This window comes from Chryseobacterium sp. 22543 (assembly GCF_052044565.1).
In the GTDB taxonomy this organism is placed as follows: Bacteria; Bacteroidota; Bacteroidia; order Flavobacteriales; family Weeksellaceae; genus Chryseobacterium.
In genome coordinates, this window is sequence record NZ_JBQENH010000001.1 from 987,014 (window position 1) to 1,012,282 (window position 25,269).

Consider the following 25,269-nt stretch of genomic DNA (forward strand, 5'->3'; position numbering starts at 1 on the left):
GTGTTAATAGATTATTGCCAATGTACGGTCATCGTGATTTCCTCTGCTCCAGAAATCGCTCCATATTAAAAGTTCTTCATGAATTTTTTCATCGTTGATAAAATCAACTTTTGTACGGTCATCATTGTTTCCGGCCAGGTCTTCAAAAAACAATTTCCAGTTTTCTGTATCTTCCAGTTTATTTTCGGTGATGAATTTCGGATCATAAATACCGTCAGTCATCAGCACGAGATAGGAAAAATCATCCACACAGGTAATTCTGAAACGGGAATCCATCTGATCGTTGAAAATTTCTTTCATGGTGATAAAACGGGTACCTCCGCTAAACTCACCCACATCCATCTGATTTAAAAGTTTTACTTCAGAAAAATCAGGATCGATAAGATTAATCGGGCAGTCTCCCACTCCAAAACTAAGAATCACATACCCGAAACTAAACTTTTTAAGTAATGTAAAAATCAGCGTAGCATGCAGATCACTTACGGACAGAACATTTTCTATCGCCGCTTTTTCTAATGTCTGATACACTTCTGCAACACTTTCTGATAAAATATTTTTGATATTTTGCTCTGCCTCTGAGCGTTCTCCAATGGAAGCCTCAGTACCATACATCCCATCAATACTGCTTTCAATTCCACTTAAAATCTCCTGCGAATTGAAAAACTGACTGATCGTTGCTGTTGACAATCTTGAACCTTCTCTTGCAGCCGCTGCCGAACCTGCTCCATCTGAAACAGAAACAATATTCCAGTCTCCAGGAAGGTTATTCACTGCAAAATCATCTTCACGAAATTTCCCTTCATGGGCGTGAGAACGTCCTCTTTTGGAAGCCACAACAATTTTTTTGTCTGAAAATGAACCTTTGAATGAATCTTCTTCCGACTTATAAAAAACGGCATTTCTATCGCTTGGAATATTTTTCCACAAGTCTTTCGGATCTGCGTTTACAAAGAGCTGTACTTTTTTAGTTTCAATCTGCTTCTGATCATGAATATGATAAAACTGAACATCCAGATGATACATATTGTTGGTAACCGGAGTTCCTGAGATTGTATCATTTTCAAAGGTAAGTTCCGTTTCTTCGAGGCCACTGATATTCTGAATTTTTATGTTCGGAAAATCTTCCATGTCAAGGTGAAATTCATAGAACTGTTTTGCACTGGCATTCTTCAATACCCAATGAACCTCTTTGAATTCTTCTATTTCTTTATAAATAACAGCTTGTTCCACAGTCTTCGGTTTAGATTCACCGGCTGATTTCCGGAAAAATTTACCCATCATTAACCCAAAGTTCTGTTAATATCAAATCCTCCACCGGAAAACCCATAGTAATCCGAAGTTCCACACCATGGACATTTGCTGTATCCTTCTCCCCTCAGACAGTGAATTCCGCCACACGAACATGTTGCCAACGCAATGGGATTGGCACAGTGAGGACATGAAGTTCCTCCATCCAGCTCTTCAATATTGATTTTAAGAAGGGTTTTCTGATTTGAAGAAAGTCTGTAGTAGGCTTTTTCATCAATTTTATAAGCCCCGTCCAGTCTGTAATATCTTGTTGCCATTCCCGGTATGCTGGATTCTGCAAATGCTTTTTTAAATTTCATCAGATAAAGCTTTTCAGTTTCCTGGCATTTTCCGTTCAATACTACAAAATTGTTATCCGGAAATCTCTGTTCCATTTCAGGATCTACTTTCTCAAGAATATGGGAATCGATCTTAGAAAGGTTGATTCCTTCTTTTTTGGCTTCTGTTACGCTTTGGCTGGTCGTTTTAATAGAATCTGTTACCCATTTGAAAAATTCTTTATAAGAATTCTCATCAGAGTTATTAAACAGCAATACATTATCGGCTAATGAACCGAGCAGTTTATAGTTTGTATTTTCACCTATAGATACGGCAATTGTATTGGATTTCCCGCTGTACTTGTTATTCCACCTCTCAATGGCTTTGGTGGCATCATCAGTGGGAACACCATCAGTAAACAGGAAAACGATAGGTTTCCAGTCACCTTTTCTTTCATAGGTGGTTTTCACAATATCCCTGTCAATACAATCCATTACTTTGATCAAACCCTGGGAAAGTGAGGTTCCGCTCCCGATTGGAATTTTAGGAGGATAAAAGCTGATAATATCCTGCAATGGAGTAATCACTTCGGCTTCTCCTGCAAAACCTACAACGGAAATATAAACGGTTTCCAGTGAATACGGATCTTTTTTTAAGTCCCTGATGATATTAGCGATACCTTCCTGTACCTGCTCAATAGGTTCTCCAACCATAGATTCGGAGATGTCTACTAAAAAATAAATAGGCAGTCTTCTCATGTTGTAAAGACAATTTTTTAAATAATAATAGTAAGCTCCGATGGTGGCGGAGGTAATGTGATATTTTCTCCCGTATTCTGCGACTGTCCTCCCTGTGTAATGGAAGAACTCACCCATTTGAAAAAGGAAGAAAGGGTAATAGCATCTGTAGTATCAAGCTTTACTACATGATCTGTCAGTTCTTTCAAAAACTGTTCATCAGCTTTCGGACCGGCTGCACAACCTACGATGGCACCAAACTCCAGTCCTCTGATTACAGGAATCATCTGTCTGTACTTCTGGATATCTGAAGGTTTCCCATCCGTAAATATAAAAAGTAGTGGCTGCCAGTCTCCTTTTGCTTCGGCAGATTCTTTTACAACTTCTTTCTGCACCAATCCTGAAACCATTTCCAGAGCAGCTCCCGTATGGGTTGGGCCACTGTCCGGGCAGGTAATTTCCATGGGATAAAAACTGGCCAGATCTGTTAAAGGAATAATATTTTTAACTTCTCTATCGAAGGTAATGACGCTTAGATGCAGGCTGTCCATCGCCTGCGGATCTGCACGAAGCATACTGATCAATCCGTTGAATCCGTTATTCAGTGCCTGAATAGGCTCCCCGTTCATAGAACCTGAAGTATCTAATAAAAAATAAGCTAATAATCTCCTGCTCATTATGACAAATATTAATTCTGAAGCCGGCGGAGGAAGTCGAAGACTTCCAAGCCGGCTTTTATTTGGTTTGATAAAAATTAAGAATCTAATTGGAATAAGCGTACTGCTGTTTCAGAATATCTATAAAGTTATCTGTATGATGCGGCTCACCCACAGCACGGAATTTCCAGTCTCCATTATGACGGTATGCTTCTGCAAAAACCATTGCACACATTCCGTTCATACTAGAATCTCCGGAAAGGCTGTATTTTGTAATTTCTTTTCCTGTAGCATCTACCGCCCGGATAAATGCATTTTCGATCATTCCAAAGTGCTGATTATTCGTTTTTCCCTGATAAATGGTAACAAGGAATACAATTTTCTGATAACTCTGATCCAGCTGATCCAGTTTTACAATGATCTGTTCATCATCGCCATCTCCCGCTCCAGTTCTGTTATCTCCTGTAAGCCATACATTTCCGCTTGGATGCTGCATAGAATTGAAGAAAATCACATCTCCCTGATAAAGCCCCATCTGTCTTCCGTCATTGGTCTGTACGGTTCTTCCAAGATTTGCTACTTTGCCGTTGCCATCTAAGAGGAAAGCCACTGCATCAAGGTCATATTCGGCTTCTTTACTGAACAGTTTTCCAAAGAATCCTCCACCTTGTTTTCTCACATCCCATCCTAAACCAATGGTTACTTTTGAAAGATCATAAACGCTTTCTCCGCGGTCATTCTTTCTTAAATCTATCGTTTGTCCTTTCTGTAAATTAATTGCCATAGTTATCGTTTTTGTGTATTTGGGTGTTTTTATTTGATGATCTGTCCTTTATAGTATTTCTCCAGGAAAAAGCCAAGATCTGCTCTGTATCCTATCCCAGAGGCTTCAAACTTCCAGCTTCCGTTTCTTTTGTACAGCCTTCCGAACTCTACACCGGTTTCAATGGAGAAATCTTCATCCAGCTCATATTTTGCAATTTCCTGGTTTGAATGATTATCAACAACTCTGATATAAGAATTTCTTACCTGTCCGAAATTCTGTCTTCTTCTTTCAAAATCTTCTATGGTTACTACGAAAAGAATTTCTTCCACTCTTGAATCTACTTTATCAAGATCTATTACGATTGCTTCATCATCGTCACCATCACTGTTTTTACCATTGGGATCATCACCTGTATGGGTAAGTGCTCCGTCCGGAGAATTCAGGTTATTGTAAAAAACAAAATATTCTTCGCTTACTAATTTTTTGTCAGAATCAATCATGATTGCAGAAGCATCCAGGTCAAAATCGTAGCCGGTTCCTTCATTGGGATCCCAACCTAATCCAATCGTCATTTTCGTCAATCCTATATCGATTTTTTGTCCTTTCTGTAGATTAATTGCCATAGTGTTTTATATTATGATTATTTTCCGCATTAAGATAGAAGTGATTTATGAATTGACCAAATTTATTTAGTAAAAAATGATCTACAAAGCCCAACTAAAGCTATTTAAGTCACAAATCGCCATAAAAAAAGGTTCAATTAAAAAATTGAACCTTGTATTGTTAAAAAGAATATTAAATTAATTTTCAAACCCCTTATCCGAAACGGCAGCATTTCTTGCTTTGGCCAGCATAGGAATAGAAATCAGTCCCATCACCAGCATAATAACAATCTGCAGCGGTAAAGAAATAAAGGAATAGGTCAATCCCATTTCACCCCCGAAGTCAGCACTTTTTCCTACTGATATAAAAAGAGCCATAAAACCATACTTCATGGCAAGGTTATAAGCTCCAATACCTCCACTGGCAGGAATAATCATTCCCAATGTTCCTACTACAATAATAAAGAAACCGTCTGCAAAAGTAAATGCGGATGTTTCAGGAAGGGCAAAACAAACCAGGTAGGCAGCTAAATAATAACAAATCCAGATTCCTAATGTATAAAGGATAAATTTTCCTTTTTCTTTTAGTTTAAAGATGGAAGTTAATCCCTGAAAAATTCCATCAATAAAGTTGACAATTTTTCCTAAAAACGGAATTCCTGAAAGTTTCTTCTTGAATACAAAAAATAAAACTGTTCCTACAATCAGAATTGAAAGGACCAGTAAAATCTTGTTAGGATTCATATTTATTCCGGAATTTTTGTAGAATGACAGAATTGCATCATATTTAAACAATAAAGTCAATCCTAAAAAACCTAGCATACATATAAGATCCACCACTCTTTCCAAAATGATCGTTCCAAAAGATTTGTCCACAGGTACTTTTTCTACTCCATACAGAGCCGTAGCTCTTGCCACTTCGCCACTTCTCGGAATGGTAAGGTTCATCAGATATCCAAATGATATTGACCAAAGGGAATTGGAATTTGAAATTTTGTATCCCATGGGTTCAAGCATCAGATTCCAACGAATTGCCCTAAACCAATAAGCAAGAAGGCCAAATACAGATGCAAACAGCACCCATAGGTAATTCGCTTTCGCCAGTGACTTCTGAATGACTTTAAAATCAAGCCCTCTTAAAGCAAGCCATAAAAAAAAGCCTGCAAAAGCAAGCGATATTACTATTGTTAATATTGATTTTACCGGACTTTTTGATGTTTTCTCCATGTCCTAGGTAAGAAGGTTTGTTTTTTCATCCGGGAAAACAATCTTCGGCTGAAAGTCTTTAGCCTCTTCCGGGGTCATCTGCGCATAAGCAATAACGATGATAATGTCATCTTTTTGTACTTTTCTTGCTGCAGGCCCATTCAGACATACTTCTCCGGATTTTTTTTTTCCTTTGATAACGTACGTATCAAAACGTTCTCCGTTGTTCACATTCACAATATAGACCCTTTCTCCTACTACCAGACCGGCAGCTTCAATAAGATCTTCATCTATTGTTATACTTCCTATATAATTAAGGTCAGAGGCAGTTACTCTCACCCTATGAATCTTTGACTTGAAAACTTCTATTAGCATGGTGCAAATTTATTAATAAAAATTAATAAAACAGGTCTTTAGTATCATTTAAAAACTCCCACAAACACAAGGGTTTAATTTTATAAAACACAAGGATTCTGAGGATTACTTATAAATTTAATAATCATATGGTTAAAAAAATTAAATGTTTATACTTAATTTAGGATTTAATAAATACAAGAAACAATATTAACTTTTTGCTAAAGTCAATAAGCATAAGCATTTGGCATGATTTTAGTAACGCGTAACGTAGATTTTCTGTGAAAAGTTGAATTATCATATTTCAACCAATTTCACCAAAAAGCAAAAAAATCTTACAAGTTTTAATAAAAAAATTGCACAATTAGAAAATAGTATTATATTTGCTATAATTACGAACTAACTTTAATATTAAAAATTATGAACAAGTCTGAATTAATCGACGCAATCGCTAAAGATGCAGGTATCACTAAAGTTGCAGCAAAGGCTGCTTTAGAATCTTTCATTGGTAACGTAACTACTACTTTAAAGAAAAAAGATGGAAAAGTATCTTTAGTAGGTTTCGGTACTTTCTCAGTAGCTGAGAGAGCTGCTAGACAAGGGATTAACCCTGCAACTAAAAAACCGATCAAGATCGCTGCTAAAAAAGTTGCTAAATTTAAAGCTGGAGCTGATTTATCAAATGCAGTTTCAGGTGCTAAGAAAAAATAATCATTCAGATTAAAAAAATTCAAGGGCTGTTTCTTAGAAACGGCCTTTTTTTGTATTCAATAAAGAAATTGAACCATTAAGCAATTTTAAGCGATTAAGAATTATTAAGTTGGCTAAAGCCACTTATTATTGATACAAATAAATAAGCGGGCTTTAGCCCGCTTCTATTTGATATTACTAAGTGTATATTTTCAGGATGTCAGTATCATTAAAAAAAATTATTAACATCTGGCTTCTAAACTCTCATTACGGTGCCAGTCTTGAAATTTTCCAATCCAGATCTTCCAGCTGATAAATAATTCTGTCGTGAAGACGGTTGGGTCTGCCCTGCCAGAATTCAATCTCATAAGGTCTTGCCAGATATCCACCCCAATTGGAAGGTCTTGGAACTTCAGTATTTTCATATTCCTTTTCCAGCTCTTTTAATTTTCCTTCCAAAAACTCTCTGTTGGGAATCACCTGGCTCTGCGGAGAAACTACAGCTCCCAGCTGGCTCCCTTTCGGCCTTGAATGGAAATAACCATCACTTAAGTTTTCTGCCAGTTTTTCAAGATCTGCTTTGATGATGATCTGTCTTTCAAGATTAGGCCAGAAGAAATGCAGACATGCTTTATGATTGCTTTCTATTGCTTTTCCTTTTCGGCTGTCATAGTTGGTATAGAAAATAAAACCTTCATGGGTATATGCTTTAAGAAGGACCATTCTTGTTCTCGGACATCCATCTTCCTCTACTGTGGAAACAGCCATAGCATTGGATTCTGAGATCATCGGGCTCTCACTGGCCTCCAAAAACCAGTCTCTAAACTGCTCGATTGGATTTTGTTTTATCTCACTTTCAATAAGTTGGGATTTATCGTACACTTTTCTTTTGTCGTGCAGGTTTTCCATAAATATTTTTTATTAAATTTGAGTATGAATCACTCATACAAAGGTAAAATATTAATCTCGACACCTGACATTTCCGGCGATATTTTTTCAAGATCGGTAGTGTTGGTTGTTGAACATAATGAAAGTGGTGCATTTGGTTTGATACTGAATAAAAAGAACAGCCAGATGAGCAGCAAGTTCAAAGATTTTTTTGACTTTAAAATTGAGGTGTATGATGGAGGTCCGGTGGAAAACGACAAAGTGTTTTTTATTGTAAAAGGTAAAAGAGTTACTGAAATCTATACAGACATCGCAGATGAATATTATCTTACAGAAGATATCGAACGTATTATAAATGCTATTTTGAGCAGCGAACTGGATATTGAACACATCAAAATATTCTCAGGCTATTCCGGATGGTCGCCAGGCCAGCTTGATACCGAAGTTCAAAGAAAAATGTGGACGGTAGTGGATGTTTATAACCTTGACTATACGCTGCCCAATGACCAAAGTCTTTGGAAATCGATTATGCAGAACCTTGGGGGAGAATTTCTTCTTTGGGCCAATTCACCTGAAGATATTTCGCTGAATTAAGTACCATTTTCATGGCAATCAGACAATTAACAAACTTTAAGATTCCTTTAACCAATTTTAAAGAAAGTTTTTCCGTTCTTTGAAAAACTAAAATCACTGATATGAAAGGTATTACATTACTTGCTTTATCAATATTTTCTACCGCATTTTTATCATTTAGCCCAATTAACAAAAAATACATTGTCATAGATGCCGGCCATGGTGGAAATGATTTTGGGGCTACACATGGTGAAATTCGTGAAAAAAATATCTCATTAAGTGTTGCTAAGGAAATCCAGAAGATCAATGAAAGCCAGAATAAATATGAAATCGTTCTGACAAGGGATTCTGACAGTTATCCTACTCTTTCCGAAAGAACAGATCAGATCAATAAACTTAATCCTGAAATGGTTATTTCACTCCATGTCAATACGTCTCCTGAAAAAGAGAGATCTGATAACGGATTTGAAGTGTATACTCAGAATTCTGATGTTTCAAAGGAATTAGCCGGAAAAATTTACAAGAAATTCAATGCCCGTAAAATATCGGAGAGTAATCTTCATATTTTAAGAGAAACGAAAGCACCTGCCGTATTGGTAGAACTTGGATTCATCAATAATTCTGAAAACAGAAATTATATAACGAGTGAAAAAGGGCAAAAAGAAATCGCACAGAAATTTGTTGAAATCATCAACGAATACTAAATAAAAAAAACAATTTCTGATTTAATCAGAATAAAACCCGGTAAAGGACTTCTGGAACTTTGTTGTTTACCGGGTTTGTCAATTTTTATTGATTAAAACTTTTCTTCCAGCTTTCTACCAATTCTGAGAAACGGGAGTTTTCAAAAGTCTTATTTCTTATCTTACCTACAGAAAATATACCTTTCTCTTCAGAAATCATTAAAATCTCTTCAGCTTTCTGAGACTCGAATGCAATAATCTCGTGTTCCTGAATATCAGCAAGGTTATTTTTATGTAAAAAAGTAACAAAATTTTCCATCAAAGGAGAAATGTAAGCTCCTTCAGTCTGCTTTGGCACTTTGATAATGTCACCTTCTAAAAAAAGAAGATTTCCGGCAGTAGTACGTGCTATTCTTTTATTTGGATTCAGAAGAATAACGTCATCAAGGTCATTTTCCTGAGCATAGATCGCTCCGTAGATATTTTCCGGACAGTGAACCCTGATATTGCTCAGAAGGTTGTTATTAACGTTAATTTCTTTAATCAGATCCAATTCTAAAGGTCTTTCATGAACTGCCAGTATATCTGTCATTTCTGAAATTTCGTAAAAATAGGAAACAGAAGATTTTGCCAATGTTACGCCGTCATTATTCCTGAACACCTGGAAATTGATAATTCCGTTCTTTACTCCTTTACTTTCAATAATTTCTTTTTGAAAAAGTGTCTGGAAAAATTCCAGGGTGTAAGTCAGAGGAATATTCATTCTCATCTTTCTCATGGAAGCCATCAGGAAAAAATAGCATTCTTCGTCCATGATCAATCCACCATTTCTTACAAAGAAAGAAACTTTCACTGAGTCGCCCCAAAGGAAGGCTCTGTTCTTTACATTTAACTCGTCTGATGTAAAATATTGATTTTCCAATTTTTGATGTGATTTATTTACAAAAAAATAATGAACGATAAATCGTTCATCAGTTTTATCATTTAATATAGCCCGGTATTATGCCGCACCCAGTTTTATTCTCAGGTTCTCAATAAGATTTTCCCAATACATTGCATTTTCCTCTTCATCACCTTCTTCACAGAAATCTGTAATATTTAAAGCCAGATCTTCTGTAATATCATCAATTGTAATAGTCATTTCAAAGAAATTTTTTGTTCCTTCATCTTCTTCCCATCTGAAACGCACGAAACCTTCAGGCTTATATCTGATCAAAGTAGCCTTCTCAGCAGGACCTCCACCCCAGCTAAAAAAGAAATCATCGCCTTTCTCTGTTACCTCATCCGCAAACCATTCAGACAATCCTTCTGCAGTCGCCAGATATTCATATAAAATCTCTGATAAACAGTGCATTGGAAATTCGTAATGGACTTTATGTTTCGCCATATAATCTTTGTTTTATCGTCCCGCAATATATAAATTAATTTTTTTATTACGCAAAAAAACAATTACTTTTTTAAAGAATCAGTATGATATTTATCACAGGATTTAAATCCTTATTCCATTAATTTTTACTGGCTAAAATTGTCATGTAAAGCATAAAAAAATCTCTCCTTTCCGGAGAGATTTTATCTTTAATTTTCGTTCAGTATATCAAGAATAATCTGACATCCTTCTCTGATTTCATTTTCAGATAATGTAAGAGGTGGTGAGATTCTCAGGTATTCATTTCTGTACAGCTGCCAGAAAACAACAAGTCCGTTTTCCATACATTTTTTGGCCACTTCCAGTGTATATTCTGGAGTTCCGAGATTCACGGCAAGCATTAAGCCTTTACCATTAATATTTTTAATTTTAGGATGAACTAAAAGTTCTCTGAACAATTTTTCTTTTTTTTCCACTTCATTCATAAGCCCGCTGTCCAGCACTTCCTTTAAAGTAGCGTAACTTGCCGCTGCAATCAATGGATTTCCGCCAAAAGTAGTAATATGCCCAAGCTTTGGTGAATGTGATAAGCTTTCCATAATTTCTCTGGAACTCATAAAAGCTCCTACAGGAACTCCTCCTCCCATTCCTTTCCCCATCACCAGGATATCAGGAACGATTCCAAAGTGTTCGAAAGAAAATAGTTTCCCTGTTCTTCCAAATCCGGGTTGAATTTCATCTAAAATCAAAAGAGCACCTACATCTTCACATCTTCTCTTCAGTTTGATCAGATAGTCGTTAGCAGGAACCAGAAATCCAGCGGCTCCCTGAATGGTTTCAAGGATGACACATGCTGTTTTCTCAGTAATCTTATCGAAATCTTTTTCATTATTAAATTCAATGAAAGAAACCATCGGTAATAAGGGACGGAATTCTCTTTTATGAGTTTCATTTCCTGAAACACTCAAAGCACCATGGGTATTTCCGTGATACGAGTCTTTAAAGGAAACAATTTCTTCTCTGCCTGTATATCGTTTTGCCAGCTTCAAGCTTCCATCAATAGCCTCAGCACCACTGTTTACAAGATAGGTAACTTCTAATGGATCCGGAGTAGCTTCCGCCAGCAGTCTGCATAGCGCTATAGGTTTTTCCTGCGCATATTCTCCATACACCATTACATGAAGGTATTTATCTGCCTGTTCTTTGATTGCATTCACAATCTTAGGATGTGAATGCCCCAGCGTATTGGCAGAAACTCCTGCTACAAAGTCAAGATATCTTTTCCCGTCTGTACCATAAATATAGCTTCCTTCTGCTTTTTCAACTTCAAAACCTGCAGCAAATTTTGTGGTTTGAGCCTGATATATAAAAAAATCTTTTTGCATTTCCATTGTCTCCAAAATTTCAGCAAAGCTATAAAAGATTCGGCACATGCAGAAATTATCCGACTTTAATAAAAAAATTACCCCTGAGCATGTCAAGGGTAATGGATTATCAATATTAAAAAGTTCTGACTATTCTTACAGTACTTTTTCTATAGTTACAAAGCTGTTATTGGTTACAGTATAAGAAGTGGTTCCTCCCACTTCGGAAACGGCTTCCAATGTGATATACTGTCCCTGCACTGCATAAACCGAGAAATCAAGATTGATCTTTCTGTTCGTTCCGTCAAAATTCACTGTATTTTCAAGCAGCTGGAATCTCTGTGCATCATTTACATAGAGTCCTGCTCCTAATCTGCTGCTGAATGAGCCTGCCGGTCCTGTAAACGTGATGTTCAGGTTAATTCTGTATAAACCGGTCTGGCGTATGTATAACCTGTTGAGATTGGCTCCGGATGTGGCTACATTGGTTTTAAGCTTAAGCGGATCAGCAAGAAAATTAGGTTTATCAATCAGAGAATTGATTGGAAGCAATACAGATCCTGTGGTGGTGGAGACGGCGTTAAGCTGAAATCTAGAAATATTATCAGACTCCACTTCAAAAGCCTTACTCCATACCAATCCGTTAAAAACCATTACCTGTCCCGTACTTTTAACGAAGAGAAGCATTCCTTTTAATTCTTCGATGGCCGTTACCGGTGCACTGCCTCCTGTATAGGGAAGTAACGCTTCTGTATCTACCGCAGGAAGACCAAAACCTTTGACGCCGGATGCCTCATTTGTATTGGTAATGTACATCATCACCTGATCATTTCCGCTCGCATTGGAATCCGGGTTGGGAATATTGGTGAAATTTACCTGTGCGCTGTATAGACTGCCCATGAGTATCAAACAGCTGAAAATATATTTTTTCATGATTAGTAAGCTTTAATTAAACGTGCCGCAAGATATGAGCTGGCCGAATTTGTATCTGTTCCGTAAGCTGCCAATGCACCTCCTGAAATGGCAGTGGAACTGATGGCCGGAACCACTCTGAGCTCTGCTCCCACCGGAAGAGAAATAGTCTGTGCAAAACTGGATGTCTTATTACCCTGGGTATCCACAATGAACACAATGGAATAATTGGTCTTTGACACTACGGTTTCCCAATCTGAAGCAGGTGTGTATTTAACCTGCAATGTGAGTTTAAATTCAGTAACTCCTGCAACGGCTCCAAAACTTCCCCCCGTAAAAACAAGAGCAACTCCTACATCGTAGATCCCCGCTGTTTTAACAGTAACGTTGCTTGCATTCTTAAGCAGTAAATTATCTACAAGAACCTGGCTTCTGTTATCGGCAGCAAGGTAGGCAGGTGAGCCTCCGGCAAAGCAGAATCCAATTCCAAATGAGATACAGGGAATGGTAATCCCTGCAGAAATTCCCAGTCTGGATGCCCTTAGCTGATAAATCCCTTGGATTTGTCTGGCAGGATTCCAGGCATAGCCGTCGTATTTATAATACTGTTCATCAGTCTTGTTATAAATAAGACTCCCTACAAGGTTAGCATAATCATCAAATAAATCCGGTGCGGAAGCATTATATCTTGGGAAGGCCGTATGTGTATTTGAATAGGGAAGAATGACCCCTTTCACACCGTCCTGAACTTTCACTATATTCCGGTTGCTAACAATATCGCTACCAATGGTCACCTGTGCTATTAAAGTGTAATGGAAAATAAGCACAACAAGTAATATTATCTTTTTCATCTTATTGCATATTTATTTTTTCAACAATAATTTCAGAAACCGCATTTCCTGTTTTTGACATGGCAAAAAACATATTATTTCCGCCTAATGCTCCTGTGCAGACCCCTGTACCGATATCCTGGGTTCCACCCATCGTCAGTCTTAATTTATCTCCTGCATTGAAGGTTCCTACATAAGTAAATGCCAGAGACTGACCCACATCAATAGAACCCGGAAGAAGGGTTGTAACAGAAAGAGCTCCTGCTGTGGAACCGCTGGTGGTGTTATTAATAGGTCTCCAGGTTGGATCTGACACCGTACTTATCTCAAGATCCAGTTTCGATCTGAGGTTAATAATCACCCCGATACACAGCGGTGTACTGATATCCAGCGCTCCACTTTTAAATGAAACCTTATACAGTCCTCTGGTATTAATATTAATTACATTGCTGGTGGCAGCATCCAGTGAAACATCAGTAGCAATCTCATTAAAGCTCGGGATAGCTGTTGTGAAATTGACGTTAGCCGCTGTACAGGTTCTGACCGTAAGTGCGCATGCGAGTCCGCACGTTCCACAGCTGGTTGTAACCGTACCTGATCGTATGAAACGCGCCATTTTATTGTTCTTCATGGTCGTTACGATAGGATCTGAAATTTTCCAGGTGGTTCCGTCATTCTGTACAATGCTTCCGGTTTCTCTGTTGAAAATAATGGAACTTTGGGTACCGTTTCCGGTGGTACCGACAGCTGATGCCGGCAGGACTGCTGCAGTGTTGGATCTCGGCATCCGTGCCGCATTATTGTCCTGTTTTACATGCAGAAGTGCTCTGTTGTCTGGTTGAAAATTAGGAACTTTCGAAATCCCAACTTGTGCATTGACCCTTATAAGACAAAATATAAGAGCCAACAGGGAATAATTGATTTTCATTTTCTGTTTTTTTTATCATTGTTGGTATTCTAAATTTATAAAATATTATAATTGAAATGATAACGTAAATAAAAAAAAATGTTAAATAAAAAATCGGGGTAAAAAATCCCGGTTTTAAAAGGAATTAAGTATCAGGTAGAGACTGGATGATGCAAAAAAAACAATATTTATAATTATTTTTTTTTTTAAAGAGCCATTTATATAAAAAAAAATCACCATTTCTGATTGAAAGAATGGTGATTTTTTATTTTTGGTAAAAAATATCCGTTATTATTTTCGAACCCTCTTAGGCTTTTTAGCTTCTTCTTTGGCTTTTTCGTCATCAATTGCTTTCTGAGCTTTATCGAAGAGTTCGCTGTCAGCGGTATACTGTATTTCTTCGTTATTCGGGCTGTCTACCAGAATATCCTGCCATTTCCGGATCCGGTCTTTGGTATTCCAGTTAAAATCGGGAAACTTCCTTCGTGCCGGTTCTATTTTACTCATCGGATAGGTATCTGAATTTGCTCCAATACTGCATGAAATAATCTGCAGGGCTCTTTCTTCAAATAATGCTCCGATAATTCCGCAGGTAGAAAGGGTAATACCTATTCTTTCCGGCTTTTTAGTTTCCTGATCGGTATCATCTACATAGACAATAGATTGAGCATTTCCAACTACTCTAGCTTCTTTAATATCATTTTTCTCATAGTAAACCGTCATGAATTTTCCTTTCACCTGATTGAATTCATCTTTGAGAGTAAGTGAATCTACTTTACTGATGGCAAAGGCATTTCCGATTACTTTTAATGAGTCTATATCTTCTGTCTTGGTATTAAAGTAAGCTTCTACTTTATCACCGGTTACCTGTTTTTCACCACTCCAAAGAATCGGGCTGGTGTACATATGCATAACTCCGTCTGTTTCATTGAAAGCAATAGAATCTGCTCTTCCCTGTGCATTGGATTTATAAATACGAGCTTTTTTAAAGGCTCTTAAGTAGCTTTTCTTAACTTTGATATCCAGTGAATCCGGTCTTTGATAGGAGATTATTTTTTCTGCTGCAAAATAAATGGAATCTTTTTCCATCACTTTTACGGCATAAGGATTTTTCGTCATCATCGCAGAGTCTTTTTTCTCAAAAATCTCTCCGTAGCCTCCTTTTATATACCTTCTTTCTTTGGGATCATCAAGGGTTACATTTCCGGTTGCTTTACCAAACCCTGAAATCTGATTGTAGTACATATCATCGCCGGTAAGGATTTTCTCATTATAAAAGATCCTGGAGTTTTTAGTTAGATAAGCCTCCTTGGAATCCATTTTATAGGTTCCTCTCTCCGTATAGATTCTGTTTCGGGGATTGGTTTTGCTGGTAATGGTTGTAGGACCGTTAAAATCTGCAATTTTTGTATTTTGGTTCTGCTTGATATTGGGCCCTTCAATGATATACTGAGGCGTTTCTATTTTCACATTCCCGGTAAGGTCTACCACTCGTGTATTGAGGAAGTAAGTTCCTACTTTGGCGTAGGTTACATTCTGCCCATCAGAGATGGTTCCTCCTGTATTAAAATAAGCCTGATTAGCCAGTCTGTCATAATACAGAATATCTGTTTTTATTGTTTGTTTGGGGTCAGTTAAGACCACATTTTTTCTGGCAACACCTTTCTGGGTATTGGCATCATATTCCATTTCTCCTGCTGTGATTACAGAGCCATCAGTATTTTGAAGTCTTGTATTGCCTATTGCTTTTACAAAATTCTCTTCATTGTACAGGACGACTTCATCAGCAGTAAGAATGGAGCCCTGATGTTCAATCTGAACATGACCGGTAAAATATTGATTCCCGTCGTATTTTTCAGGGTCTTTCTTAATTTCGTCTGCGTGGATGATCTTTACTTTATCTTCAGGTCTCATCTGTTTAGGCTGACCTGTTGAAGGATTCTGCAAATACGGATCTCTCTTCACGGGTGTTTTATCCTGCGCAAAGTTTAGCGTAGAAATAAAGATTAGCAGAAAAAGGATTATTCTCATTAATTAGTCATTCTTAGTGCCATAAAAATATAGCGAATGAGAATCAATTCTTACGCCAAACGCTTCTTCGATGGCTTCTTTGATTCCTTGGATTCTTGGGTCACAGAATTCAATAATTTCTTCAATCTCTTTGTCAGAGTCTTTTTTGTAGATCACCAGGTGGTCATGTTGCTTGTCAAAATAAGACTTCTCATAAGATGAAGAGGTCAATGTCTTTTCTCCGAACTGATGCTTACGGATCAAGCCTGCATCAAGGAAAATTTCAATAGTGTTGTAAATCGTCGCTTTGGAAACATGATATTTTTTCTGCATCATCAGAAGATACAGATCATCAACGTTGAAGTGATGATCCATATTATAAATTTCTTCCAATATCGTATATCTTTCAGGTGTGTTTCTGAACCCTTTTTCTAATAAGTAGTTTCTTAAAACATCCTTGATCAAAGCTATATTTTTTTCTTTTTGTACTGTATCCATTAAAAAAATTATCTACAAATTTATTGAATTTTATTTAAATAGATATTATGGTTAATACTAGTGGGTTAAGAGTTGTGGCGGAAATATCCGGACTGCTCTATCTTATTATCATAGACTGTTAATTCTGTGATTGGTGCAGATTCAACTTCAACGTTATGAGAAGATACTCCCCAAGCCTTAAAGTCATCACTTCCGATATACTTCACAAAGTTATAAATGTTAAGAATAATCTTTTGTTTAACAGTTAAAAGGATATCGTTGATATAGGTGTTATCTATGATCACATATTTAAGATCCGGCGGTATCTCATGAGATCTTAAAGAAGGATGGCTGCTTCTTGAAGGAATGGTTCCATCAGCCATTAAATCTTTAAGGACCATATTGAAGTAATCATTGATTCTTCGGTCTACTTTAAACCCTAAAAGGAAGTTGATTTTATAGACTGTTCCCGGAAGGATTTCGTCTACTGTATATTTAAAAGTATATGGATCTTCCTGGTTTACAATACTCAGGATAAAATAATGGTCTGCTCTTTTCGGTTGTTTTTTGATGATGGAATAGATGATTTTTGATTCTACTTCATCGTTTCTTTTTGCTCTGCTCAGATAAGCCAGGTTTGTAGCATATTTCGGAATGGTTTCATCCAGTTTCATGTCTTTAAGGATAGACACATATTTTTCTATTTTCACAAACTGGATAAATCTTGTTTTAATCAATCGTCCGTTATACCATGCATACATAGAAAGTCCGATAGAACCAGCCAAAACAACTGTGATCCAACCTCCTTCCAGGAATTTGATAATATTGGCACTGAAGAAACCTAGTTCAATAGCCATATAAACAAACGCGAAAAATAAAATCAATATTTTGCTTACTCTTTGTTTCAGTAGCCAGAATACCAGCAGGATTGTTGTCATCAGCATGGTAACTGTAATGGAAAGTCCATAAGCGGCTTCCATTTTTCCGGATTCCCTGAAATGCAGAACGACAATAATACACAGAATAAGAAGTCCCCAATTGATTCTTGGAATATACATCTGTCCTTTAACTCCGGAAGGATAATCAATTTTTTGATTCGGCCATAAGTTAAGAGACATTGCTTCTGAGAATATGGTGAAAGAACCTGTAATCAATGCCTGGCTGGCAATAATTGCTGCGGCTGTTGCTAAAATTACTCCCGGGATGATCATCCATTCTTCCATAATTCCAAAGAACGGGTTTACTACAGAAAATCCAGGTTTGTTGTAATTAGTCAAAAGCCATGCTCCCTGCCCAAGATAGTTTAGGATAAGCATCACTTTAACAAATCCCCAGCTTACTCTGATATTTTTTGCACCGCAGTGTCCCAAGTCTGAATAAAGCGCTTCTGCTCCTGTTGTACAAAGGAAAACAGCACCTAAAATAACAATTGCACTTGGTGAGTTGACAATAAGTTTGTAAGCATAGTAAGGATTGAAAGATCTTAAGATCTCAAAATTTTCGCTCAAATGCATTACTCCCAAACCACCTAATACCAGGAACCAGACAACCATTACAGGGCCAAAAAACTTCCCGATAAAGCTGGTCCCAAACTGTTGTACTACAAAAATTACAATCAGAATTCCAATAGTGATAGGTACAACCGGGGTGTGAGGGTTATAAATTTCAAGCCCTTCAATGGCCGACATTACGGTAAGCGATGGTGTAATTACTCCGTCTGCAATAAGGGCGGCTGCTCCTACTATAGCAATGAGATACAACCATCCTTTCTTAAGGTTTTTTACTAGTGAAAACAAAGCAAGAATACCTCCTTCACCTTTGTTATCTGCTCTTAAAGCAATGATTACATATTTTATTGTGGTCTGCAGGGTAAGCGTCCAAATAATACATGAAAGAGCACCCTCTATGTATTCATTGAAAGGCATATTACTCCCTTGGAATCTTGCATTCACAATTGCTTTCATTACGTAAAGCGGAGAGGTACCAATATCTCCAAAAACAATTCCTAGAGACACTAAAACTCCAATAAAGGAAAGTTTCTTTATGTCGAAGTGGTAGCCATCTTCTGTAACTTCTGCCATATCAGCTTAATTTATTTTAAAGGCGCAAATTTATACTAATTTTATGACGTCAAGAATTTTTCTTCATGAATATAATAAATGAAAAAACTTCCTTTCGGAAGTTTTTCTCTATAACTATTTTACGTACATCGCTTTTTTAATTTCCTCTTTTACTTTTTCAAGCTTAGGGAACCATTCTGCAAATAATGCTGCAGAGTATGGTGCAGGTGCATCAGGAGTAGTAATTCTCTTGATAGGAGCATCTAAATAATCAAATGCTTTTTGCTGTACCATATAAGTAATTTCAGAAGATATAGAAGCAAATGGCCAAGCTTCTTCTAAAATAACCAATCTATTTGTTTTCTTCACTGATGCCAGAATAGTATCAAAATCAAGAGGACGAACTGTTCTAAGGTCAATAACCTCTACAGAAATTCCTTCTTTAGCCATATCTTCAGCAGCCTGTAAAGCCAGCTTCATGATTTTACCGAAAGAAACCAAAGTAACGTCTGTACCTTCTCTCTTGATATCTGCTTTTCCTAATGGTAAGTAGTATTCTTCTTCAGGAATTTCCATTTTATCTCCATACATCTGCTCAGATTCCATGAAAATAACCGGGTCATTATCCTGAATTGCAGTTTTTAACAACCCCTTCGCATCGTAAGGATTTGAAGGAACCACTACTTTAAGGCCGGGAATGTTTGCAAACCAGTTTTCAAAAGCCTGAGAATGGGTAGCTCCTAATTGTCCTGCAGAAGCCGTAGGTCCACGGAAAACAATCGGACAGTTCCATTGCCCACCACTCATCTGACGGATTTTTGCAGCATTATTGATAATCTGATCAATTCCTACCAATGAGAAATTGAATGTCATATACTCTACAATTGGTCTGTTACCATTCATCGCAGCCCCCACAGCAATTCCTGTAAAACCAAGTTCTGCAATTGGAGTATCAATTACTCTTTTAGGACCAAACTCATCAAGCATTCCTTTTGAAGCTTTATAAGCACCATTGTATTCTGCAACTTCCTCCCCCATTAAAAAGATGGATTCGTCTTTACGCATTTCCTCGCTCATTGCCTGTGCAATTACCTCACGAAAAGTATATTCTGCCATATTTATTCGAAAAATTTAGACTACAAAAATAGTGTTTTTTTATTATACACATCATAAAAAGGCTTCTCATTTGAATGGAAAACTTTAATATTAATTTTATTTAAAACGGTTTTTCTTCGTGATTATACAGTTATTTGCCGTTTATCTAAAGCTATGAAGAAATTCCAAGTAATTCTTTTGCATACAAAAAATGACATCTCATTTCTGAAATGTCATCTAAAATTCTATTTAAACTTAAATCAATTAGCTTTCTCCCAAGTTTGGGTTTTTCCAATAAGAGATATTCCAATATATCCTTTTACAGTCAGTTTATCTCCTTTTCTGATGATAAAACACTTATATGTTTTACCATTCTTTGGATTGGTAATGGTCCCTCCATTGAACTCATTCCCGTCTTTTGAAAGTCCTCTAATCACTTCCATTCCTAAAATAGGTTTGTTTTTTCTGTCATCTTTACATTCAACACAATTAGGGTTTTCTGGAGTGATCAGCAACTGAACAACTTTCCCATAGTATTTCCCATCAGATTTTTTAAAAATCTCAACAATAGACTTTGGTTTTCCAGTTTCATCATCTATTGTTCTCCACTTACCTTCTATCTGCGCAAACGTGAGTACACTAAACAAAGAAAGCGCGAACGTTAACAATAATTTTTTCATATTTCTTATAGTTTTAATTTTTATACAATATTCTTATCTACGTATTGATAAAAATATAAATTAATTTTCAACGAACAAAAACTTTTGTTATACAAAGCATAAAGAGGTGTATAAAAATAAAAAGCTGATTCACCTCTTATACTTTTTGTTTTAATTGAGCTTTCTGTTAATCACCCTATCCATATAATCCTGATACCAGGCTTTTGCCGTTTTCTTTCCAGCTTCAACTTCAGGGTTTTTAACCTCATTTAGAAGGTTTTTTTCAAGGCTCAGATCAGATTGAGCATATACTCCGATGATTTCTTTTCCGTCAAAACGATAAATATAGTTTCCAATCATGAACTGATCTGTACTTCCATCTGAATTTACGATTATAAAAGGATATTTTTTATCACTTACCAAACTTCTGCCCCAGCTTCTGATTGGTTTGTTGTATCCTATAAGATCCGCCAATGTAGGATAGATGTCTGCCTGCTGTGCTATTTCCTGGCTCACTCCTTTTAACTGATATTCAGGATTCGGAGAATAGAAAATCAATGGAACTGCATAACGGTTCATCGCTCTTTCGTATTCAGGATAATACACCTGATTGGTATGATCTCCGGTGAAAACAAAGATCGTATTGTTATACCAGGGCTGTTTTTTTGCGGTTTCAAAATATTGTTTGATCGCATAATCCGTATACTGCATCGGCTCATGTATTTCAATTTTCCCTTTTTTAAATTTACCGTTATATTTTTCAGGTATTTTAAAAGGATGATGTGATGAAGCAGTGAACACCGTAGTCATGAAAGGTTGTTTCTTCCCGACATTTTTAGCAAAATACTGAAGGAAGGGCTCATCCCATATCGCCCACATTCCGTCGAAGTCTTCATCATGATTGTATTCTGTTTTTCCGAAATAGTGTTTAAATCCTAAAATATTTCCAAATCCAAGGAATCCCATAGAACCATTTGGTGCTCCATGATAAAAAGAAGTATCATACCCCAGATCATTACAAACAGACACAATAGACTGAATTTTCTGGTTGGAATAAGGCGATCCGGTAAAAGCGTCAGTAAGACTCGGAATTCCGGCCAACACGCTGCTCATCCCGTGAATCGACTGTCTTCCATTCGCAAAAGTATTGGGAAAAATCAGACTCTGGCCAGCAAGGCTATCTATAAACGGAGTGTAAGAAACGTAATCTTTAATATTTTTATCTTTATTAAAAGCTCCGGAATATTCTCTCCCGAAAGACTCTACAATGAAAATAACAATATTGGGACGATTTTCAACTTTTCTGTCATATACTTTATAAGGCTGTACATTTTCTTCAATATATTTTTGATCTACGAAATGAACTTCCTTAAAATTATTGGTATTTAAAGTCCTGAAAAAGGAGAATGTACTGTTGAGCACCATATTTCCCTGCAATGGATTCGTTACAAAACGGGTAGCATCCACCATATTAATAGGTCTGGTACTGTGTTTAAAATCTCCTCTGATTCCTCCTACAACCAAAACAGCAGTGATACACAAAGTAATAATGGACGTAATAAAATAAGGAAGCAGTTTCACAGGTTTACTATCTTCTATTTTTACTCTTTTGTAAAGGAAAACCCACAATCCCATTAAAACAATAAACCAAACCAATACAAAAGGATGCTCTCCTACGGAAATCATCATCGTTTGGGAAACATTGGATTCATGCTCAGCTACCTGAAATACTGCAGAAGTAAGTCTTGCCTGTGAAAATTTATAGTAAATAAAATCCCCGAAATTCATGGCATACGCAATTCCGTTGGTGATAAAGTACAGCCAGAAAAGAATTTTCTGAAAAATCTTTTTTGTATTGATCACCAAAGGCAATAAACTAAGGAGTATAAATAATGCATTGACGTATAAAATAGCAGTGGTATCGAAAGCTGTACCATGGAAGGCCAGCTTTATATATTCTGAAACAGAGTCAACTTTAATCAGATCTTTATTAAAATACCAGAATAAAAGTCTGGCAATCTGATAAAAAACATAGGCTAAAAAAATCCTGTAAACCAATACCAGAACTTCCTGTTTTCTCAATCCTTTTAAAAATTTCATGGAGCAAATTTACATCAAAATCACTTTAATGCATTTTTTAGTGCAGATTATTTTGAGTTAGAATTTTTAAAAACTGTAATTTTGTGTTTATGAATTTTATAAAGAATAATCTGGCCAATGCCTTAACCCTGGCTAACTTATTTGCAGGCTGCATAGGAGCAATACATCTAATTTTAGGAGATTATCAGACTACAGCAATCTGCCTTATTCTCTCTTCGATTTTCGATTTTTTCGACGGCTTTGTAGCGAGAGCATTAAAATCAAATTCCAATCTGGGGCTTCAGCTGGATTCTCTTGCGGATATGGTAAGCTTTGGAGTAATTCCGGGACTTACGATGTATAAAGCTCTTGAACCCTTTGGTGCTGAGCTTCTTGGCATTCACTTTCCGTTTGAAATCAAATATCTCGGATTGATTGTTACGGTATTTTCATGCCTGAGACTTGCCATCTTCAATCTTGATGAAGAGCAGCGTTATTATTTCAAAGGATTGAATACGCCTACCAATACTGTTTTACTGTTTGGTCTCTACTATGCGTTTAAAGAAACCGGAACTTTTAGCTTTTTGTTCGATAATGAACTGTTGCTGATTTTACTGACTCTTCTTACGTCATGGCTTCTGATCAGCCCGATCAAGATGATGGCCATGAAATTCAAATCCAAACAATTAAAAGACAACTATCCTAAAGTAGTATTACTGGTAGGAGGAATTGCCATTCTTGCGATATTCCAGGTAGTAGGAATCCCAATGCTCGTTATTTATTATATAGTAGTCTCCCTTGTTTTTCAGGGACAGTTAAAATAAAAATTAAAGAATTTACATAAGGTTTTTACAGCCTGATTTTAAGTAAAACACATTTTCAAATTATTAATGATCAACATGAATTTAAAACTCCATAAACCACTTTGCATTTTTGACCTTGAAACAACAGGAACCAACATCGGAAAAGACAGAATTGTTGAAATCTGCATCTTAAAAGTAAATCCTGATGCCTCCAGAGAAAGCAAAACATGGCGCGTCAACCCGGAAATGCTTATTCCTAAAGAAACCAGTGAGATCCACGGAATTTATGATGAAGACGTTAAGGATGCTCCTACCTTCAGAGACATTGCTTCTAAAATTATGGAAATGATTACCGGAAGTGATCTAGGAGGATTTAACTCCAACAGATTTGATGTTCCGCTTTTGGCTGAAGAACTTTTACGAGTAGGAATGGATTTTGATCTGAGTAAATTCAGATTGGTAGATGCACAGACTATTTTCCATAAAAAAGAACCTAGAAACTTAGGCGCTGCTTACCAGTTTTACTGTGGAAAAACATTGGAAAATGCCCATTCTGCGGAAGCTGATGTAATGGCAACCTTTGAAGTTCTGGATGCACAAGTAGGAAAATATGATGATATTCCGAATGAGATAGCACCGCTAAGCGAGTTTACATTCCATAATAAGAATGCAGATCTTGCCGGATTTATCGGATATAACGAAAAAATGGAAGAAGTCTTCAACTTTGGAAAATATAAAGGCCAGGGTGTGAAAGCTGTATTTCAAAAAGATTTAGGATATTTCGGATGGCTTCAGAATGCTGACTTTCCGTTGTATACGAAGAAGGTTTTTACAAAAATTCAACTCTCAAGCAGATTTTAAATATGTCTGATCTCGTTCGTTTTAAATTTTATGAAACTGCCCTTGAAGCTAACAGGGACAAGCAGATATTGGCTGAAAATGATATCAACAGCTTCATTGCGAATGAACAGCTAATCCAATCGGATTGGCTTCTGTCGCAGGCCGTAGGCGGTATACAGCTTCAGGTATTTGAAGAAGATCTGGAAAAAGCCAAACAAGCATTACAGGATTATAAGGATAATGAACAGTATTCGCTGGAAGTAGAACACACTATTGAAGATCCTGAGTTTGATTTTGTATGTCCAAAATGTGGTTCTAATCATATTTACAGAGATGACAGCGCAACCAGTTTCTTTGGAATTTCTTTTCTGACGAGTCATAAATTCAAATGTTATTATTGCGGGAATGAATTCACCCATTAATCAATAAGAATTAATACACTTTACCCCATCTGATAAAAGATTACTTCGTTTCTTGCAATGGCGAAGTCAAAAAAATAAATAAAAAGAGTTATGAAAATTATCTGCATAGGAAGAAACTATAGTGAGCATGCAAAAGAATTAGGGAACGAAATTCCTGAGAATCCTGTTATCTTTATGAAGCCTGATACAGCGGTTCTGAAAGGAAATGATTTTTATATTCCAGAATTCTCAAATGATATTCACTACGAGCTTGAAGTGGTATTAAAAATTTCCAAGGGAGGAAAATATATTCAGAAAGAAACAGCAAACAAGCATTATGAAGAAATAGGTCTGGGAATAGATTTCACAGCCAGAGATCTTCAGAGTGAGCTAAAATCAAAGGGACTTCCGTGGGAGCTTGCCAAAGGTTTTGATGGTTCTGCTGTGGTAAGCAGTTTCTTTAAAAAAGAAAGTTTTACTCTTGATAATCTTCAGTTTTCATTATTAAAGAACAAAGAAAAGGTACAGGATGGTAACACAAAAGATATGATGTTCAATTTTGATGATATCATTGCTTTTGTTTCTCAGTATTTTACATTAAGAGTGGGTGACCTTATCTTCACCGGAACTCCAAAAGGAGTTGGAAAGGTAGAAGAAAATGATATTCTGGAGGCTTATCTCGAAGAGGAAAAAATCCTTGATATCCGAATATTATAAGTATTTAACATCAGAGTTTGGCAAATTT

General features: G+C 36.6%; 27 protein-coding genes. 7 read left to right on the forward strand and 20 right to left on the reverse strand.

The window, feature by feature from the left end; genetic code table 11:
- Positions 1–3: 3 nt before the first annotated feature.
- The 7 genes from ACTJIP_RS04390 to panD all read right to left on the reverse strand — a co-directional run bounded on the left by ACTJIP_RS04390 (position 4) and on the right by panD (position 5,908).
- Positions 4–1,281 carry a protein phosphatase 2C domain-containing protein gene (locus tag ACTJIP_RS04390; protein WP_180564480.1) on the reverse strand — a complete coding sequence of 426 codons (1,278 nt, stop codon included), beginning with the start codon at positions 1,279–1,281 and terminating at the stop codon, positions 4–6.
- Positions 1,281–2,324: a TerY-C metal binding domain-containing protein gene (locus tag ACTJIP_RS04395; RefSeq protein WP_180564481.1), complete on the reverse strand. Its 1,044-nt coding sequence runs from the start codon at positions 2,322–2,324 to the stop codon at positions 1,281–1,283. The genes ACTJIP_RS04390 and ACTJIP_RS04395 overlap by 1 nt, the downstream gene beginning before the upstream one ends.
- A 17-nt stretch (positions 2,325–2,341) precedes the next feature.
- Complete coding sequence (locus ACTJIP_RS04400) at positions 2,342–2,980, reverse strand: vWA domain-containing protein (RefSeq protein ID WP_180564482.1); 639 nt, start codon at positions 2,978–2,980, stop codon at positions 2,342–2,344.
- Between the two features lie 85 nt (positions 2,981–3,065).
- Positions 3,066–3,743 carry a TerD family protein gene (locus tag ACTJIP_RS04405; protein WP_077419160.1) on the reverse strand — a complete coding sequence of 226 codons (678 nt, stop codon included), beginning with the start codon at positions 3,741–3,743 and terminating at the stop codon, positions 3,066–3,068.
- A gap of 29 nt (positions 3,744–3,772) precedes the next feature.
- Positions 3,773–4,348: a TerD family protein gene (locus tag ACTJIP_RS04410; protein ID WP_440704161.1), complete on the reverse strand. Its 576-nt coding sequence runs from the start codon at positions 4,346–4,348 to the stop codon at positions 3,773–3,775.
- Between the two features lie 177 nt (positions 4,349–4,525).
- Positions 4,526–5,554, reverse strand: a complete 1,029-nt coding sequence (locus tag ACTJIP_RS04415; protein WP_077419159.1) for a lysylphosphatidylglycerol synthase transmembrane domain-containing protein — start codon at positions 5,552–5,554, stop codon at positions 4,526–4,528.
- A gap of 3 nt (positions 5,555–5,557) precedes the next feature.
- Positions 5,558–5,908, reverse strand: a complete 351-nt coding sequence (panD, locus tag ACTJIP_RS04420) for an aspartate 1-decarboxylase (RefSeq protein ID WP_440704162.1) — start codon at positions 5,906–5,908, stop codon at positions 5,558–5,560.
- Positions 5,909–6,307: 399 nt separating this feature from the next.
- Here panD and ACTJIP_RS04425 point away from each other — a divergent pair, with 399 nt between their 5' ends.
- Positions 6,308–6,598: an HU family DNA-binding protein gene (locus tag ACTJIP_RS04425; RefSeq protein ID WP_002976900.1), complete on the forward strand. Its 291-nt coding sequence runs from the start codon at positions 6,308–6,310 to the stop codon at positions 6,596–6,598.
- Positions 6,599–6,844: 246 nt separating this feature from the next.
- Here the strand turns inward: ACTJIP_RS04425 and pdxH are convergent, their stop codons facing one another.
- The gene (gene pdxH, locus ACTJIP_RS04430; RefSeq protein WP_077419158.1) at positions 6,845–7,486 is read right to left on the reverse strand and encodes a pyridoxamine 5'-phosphate oxidase; all 642 of its coding nucleotides are present in this window, start codon (positions 7,484–7,486) and stop codon (positions 6,845–6,847) included.
- 24 nt (positions 7,487–7,510) lie between these two features.
- Between pdxH and ACTJIP_RS04435 the strand changes: the two genes are divergently transcribed.
- A complete protein-coding gene (locus ACTJIP_RS04435; protein ID WP_077419157.1) occupies positions 7,511–8,059 on the forward strand; it encodes a YqgE/AlgH family protein in 549 nt (182 codons plus the stop codon).
- Positions 8,060–8,160: 101 nt separating this feature from the next.
- Positions 8,161–8,742: an N-acetylmuramoyl-L-alanine amidase family protein gene (locus ACTJIP_RS04440; protein WP_077419156.1), complete on the forward strand. Its 582-nt coding sequence runs from the start codon at positions 8,161–8,163 to the stop codon at positions 8,740–8,742.
- 85 nt (positions 8,743–8,827) lie between these two features.
- On the opposite strand, the gene ACTJIP_RS04445 is transcribed toward ACTJIP_RS04440, so the two are convergent.
- The 12 genes from ACTJIP_RS04445 to ACTJIP_RS04500 form a co-directional block, all read right to left on the reverse strand.
- The gene (locus ACTJIP_RS04445) at positions 8,828–9,643 is read right to left on the reverse strand and encodes an aminotransferase class IV (protein ID WP_077419155.1); all 816 of its coding nucleotides are present in this window, start codon (positions 9,641–9,643) and stop codon (positions 8,828–8,830) included.
- Between the two features lie 78 nt (positions 9,644–9,721).
- On the reverse strand, positions 9,722–10,108 hold the full coding sequence (locus ACTJIP_RS04450) for an START-like domain-containing protein (protein ID WP_034696870.1): 387 nt from the start codon (positions 10,106–10,108) through the stop codon (positions 9,722–9,724).
- Positions 10,109–10,296: 188 nt separating this feature from the next.
- Positions 10,297–11,472: an aspartate aminotransferase family protein gene (locus ACTJIP_RS04455; protein WP_180565763.1), complete on the reverse strand. Its 1,176-nt coding sequence runs from the start codon at positions 11,470–11,472 to the stop codon at positions 10,297–10,299.
- Positions 11,473–11,607: 135 nt separating this feature from the next.
- Positions 11,608–12,384: a hypothetical protein gene (locus ACTJIP_RS04460; protein ID WP_077419154.1), complete on the reverse strand. Its 777-nt coding sequence runs from the start codon at positions 12,382–12,384 to the stop codon at positions 11,608–11,610.
- Positions 12,385–12,386: 2 nt separating this feature from the next.
- A complete protein-coding gene (locus ACTJIP_RS04465) occupies positions 12,387–13,214 on the reverse strand; it encodes a hypothetical protein (protein ID WP_180564485.1) in 828 nt (275 codons plus the stop codon).
- Between the two features lies 1 nt (position 13,215).
- Entirely contained in the window at positions 13,216–14,121 is a 906-nt protein-coding gene (locus ACTJIP_RS04470; protein WP_219073192.1) for a hypothetical protein, read from the reverse strand.
- Between the two features lie 270 nt (positions 14,122–14,391).
- Positions 14,392–16,131, reverse strand: a complete 1,740-nt coding sequence (locus ACTJIP_RS04475) for an OstA-like protein (RefSeq protein ID WP_077419151.1) — start codon at positions 16,129–16,131, stop codon at positions 14,392–14,394.
- Between the two features lie 3 nt (positions 16,132–16,134).
- Positions 16,135–16,608, reverse strand: a complete 474-nt coding sequence (locus tag ACTJIP_RS04480; RefSeq protein ID WP_047386665.1) for a Fur family transcriptional regulator — start codon at positions 16,606–16,608, stop codon at positions 16,135–16,137.
- Positions 16,609–16,673: 65 nt separating this feature from the next.
- Positions 16,674–18,668, reverse strand: a complete 1,995-nt coding sequence (locus tag ACTJIP_RS04485) for a KUP/HAK/KT family potassium transporter (protein ID WP_077419150.1) — start codon at positions 18,666–18,668, stop codon at positions 16,674–16,676.
- A gap of 114 nt (positions 18,669–18,782) precedes the next feature.
- Positions 18,783–19,763: a pyruvate dehydrogenase complex E1 component subunit beta gene (locus ACTJIP_RS04490; RefSeq protein WP_047378880.1), complete on the reverse strand. Its 981-nt coding sequence runs from the start codon at positions 19,761–19,763 to the stop codon at positions 18,783–18,785.
- Positions 19,764–20,002: 239 nt separating this feature from the next.
- Positions 20,003–20,422 (reverse strand): DUF2147 domain-containing protein, encoded by a 420-nt coding sequence (locus tag ACTJIP_RS04495; protein WP_077419149.1) that lies wholly within the window; start codon positions 20,420–20,422, stop codon positions 20,003–20,005.
- 150 nt (positions 20,423–20,572) lie between these two features.
- The gene (locus ACTJIP_RS04500) at positions 20,573–22,501 is read right to left on the reverse strand and encodes an LTA synthase family protein (RefSeq protein WP_077419148.1); all 1,929 of its coding nucleotides are present in this window, start codon (positions 22,499–22,501) and stop codon (positions 20,573–20,575) included.
- A gap of 89 nt (positions 22,502–22,590) precedes the next feature.
- On the opposite strand from ACTJIP_RS04500, the gene ACTJIP_RS04505 reads away from it, so the two are divergent.
- The 4 genes from ACTJIP_RS04505 (at position 22,591) to ACTJIP_RS04520 (ending at position 25,241) form a co-directional block, all read left to right on the forward strand.
- On the forward strand, positions 22,591–23,304 hold the full coding sequence (locus ACTJIP_RS04505; RefSeq protein WP_077419147.1) for a CDP-alcohol phosphatidyltransferase family protein: 714 nt from the start codon (positions 22,591–22,593) through the stop codon (positions 23,302–23,304).
- Positions 23,305–23,379: 75 nt separating this feature from the next.
- Positions 23,380–24,144, forward strand: coding sequence for a 3'-5' exonuclease (locus ACTJIP_RS04510; protein ID WP_077419146.1), 765 nt, complete (start codon positions 23,380–23,382; stop codon positions 24,142–24,144).
- Positions 24,145–24,146: 2 nt separating this feature from the next.
- Positions 24,147–24,545, forward strand: coding sequence for a putative signal transducing protein (locus tag ACTJIP_RS04515; protein ID WP_077419145.1), 399 nt, complete (start codon positions 24,147–24,149; stop codon positions 24,543–24,545).
- Positions 24,546–24,635: 90 nt separating this feature from the next.
- Positions 24,636–25,241 carry a fumarylacetoacetate hydrolase family protein gene (locus tag ACTJIP_RS04520; protein WP_180564489.1) on the forward strand — a complete coding sequence of 202 codons (606 nt, stop codon included), beginning with the start codon at positions 24,636–24,638 and terminating at the stop codon, positions 25,239–25,241.
- Positions 25,242–25,269: the final 28 nt, after the last annotated feature.

Coding starts and splice junctions, on each gene's coding strand:
- ACTJIP_RS04435 (WP_077419157.1), top strand. CDS start 7,511: ATGAATCACTCATACAAAGGTAAAATATTAATCTCGACACCTGACATT.
- ACTJIP_RS04485 (WP_077419150.1), bottom strand. CDS start 18,668: ATGGCAGAAGTTACAGAAGATGGCTACCACTTCGACATAAAGAAACTT.
- ACTJIP_RS04455 (WP_180565763.1), bottom strand. CDS start 11,472: ATGCAAAAAGATTTTTTTATATATCAGGCTCAAACCACAAAATTTGCT.
- ACTJIP_RS04490 (WP_047378880.1), bottom strand. CDS start 19,763: ATGGCAGAATATACTTTTCGTGAGGTAATTGCACAGGCAATGAGCGAG.
- ACTJIP_RS04520 (WP_180564489.1), top strand. CDS start 24,636: ATGAAAATTATCTGCATAGGAAGAAACTATAGTGAGCATGCAAAAGAA.
- ACTJIP_RS04410 (WP_440704161.1), bottom strand. CDS start 4,348: ATGGCAATTAATCTACAGAAAGGACAAAAAATCGATATAGGATTGACG.
- ACTJIP_RS04465 (WP_180564485.1), bottom strand. CDS start 13,214: ATGAAAAAGATAATATTACTTGTTGTGCTTATTTTCCATTACACTTTA.
- ACTJIP_RS04480 (WP_047386665.1), bottom strand. CDS start 16,608: ATGGATACAGTACAAAAAGAAAAAAATATAGCTTTGATCAAGGATGTT.
- ACTJIP_RS04495 (WP_077419149.1), bottom strand. CDS start 20,422: ATGAAAAAATTATTGTTAACGTTCGCGCTTTCTTTGTTTAGTGTACTC.
- pdxH (WP_077419158.1), bottom strand. CDS start 7,486: ATGGAAAACCTGCACGACAAAAGAAAAGTGTACGATAAATCCCAACTT.
- ACTJIP_RS04440 (WP_077419156.1), top strand. CDS start 8,161: ATGAAAGGTATTACATTACTTGCTTTATCAATATTTTCTACCGCATTT.
- ACTJIP_RS04470 (WP_219073192.1), bottom strand. CDS start 14,121: ATGAAAATCAATTATTCCCTGTTGGCTCTTATATTTTGTCTTATAAGG.
- ACTJIP_RS04425 (WP_002976900.1), top strand. CDS start 6,308: ATGAACAAGTCTGAATTAATCGACGCAATCGCTAAAGATGCAGGTATC.
- ACTJIP_RS04475 (WP_077419151.1), bottom strand. CDS start 16,131: ATGAGAATAATCCTTTTTCTGCTAATCTTTATTTCTACGCTAAACTTT.
- ACTJIP_RS04500 (WP_077419148.1), bottom strand. CDS start 22,501: ATGAAATTTTTAAAAGGATTGAGAAAACAGGAAGTTCTGGTATTGGTT.
- ACTJIP_RS04515 (WP_077419145.1), top strand. CDS start 24,147: ATGTCTGATCTCGTTCGTTTTAAATTTTATGAAACTGCCCTTGAAGCT.
- ACTJIP_RS04450 (WP_034696870.1), bottom strand. CDS start 10,108: ATGGCGAAACATAAAGTCCATTACGAATTTCCAATGCACTGTTTATCA.
- ACTJIP_RS04510 (WP_077419146.1), top strand. CDS start 23,380: ATGAATTTAAAACTCCATAAACCACTTTGCATTTTTGACCTTGAAACA.
- ACTJIP_RS04395 (WP_180564481.1), bottom strand. CDS start 2,324: ATGAGAAGACTGCCTATTTATTTTTTAGTAGACATCTCCGAATCTATG.
- ACTJIP_RS04505 (WP_077419147.1), top strand. CDS start 22,591: ATGAATTTTATAAAGAATAATCTGGCCAATGCCTTAACCCTGGCTAAC.
- ACTJIP_RS04400 (WP_180564482.1), bottom strand. CDS start 2,980: ATGAGCAGGAGATTATTAGCTTATTTTTTATTAGATACTTCAGGTTCT.
- ACTJIP_RS04405 (WP_077419160.1), bottom strand. CDS start 3,743: ATGGCAATTAATTTACAGAAAGGACAAACGATAGATTTAAGAAAGAAT.
- ACTJIP_RS04390 (WP_180564480.1), bottom strand. CDS start 1,281: ATGATGGGTAAATTTTTCCGGAAATCAGCCGGTGAATCTAAACCGAAG.
- panD (WP_440704162.1), bottom strand. CDS start 5,908: ATGCTAATAGAAGTTTTCAAGTCAAAGATTCATAGGGTGAGAGTAACT.
- ACTJIP_RS04415 (WP_077419159.1), bottom strand. CDS start 5,554: ATGGAGAAAACATCAAAAAGTCCGGTAAAATCAATATTAACAATAGTA.
- ACTJIP_RS04460 (WP_077419154.1), bottom strand. CDS start 12,384: ATGAAAAAATATATTTTCAGCTGTTTGATACTCATGGGCAGTCTATAC.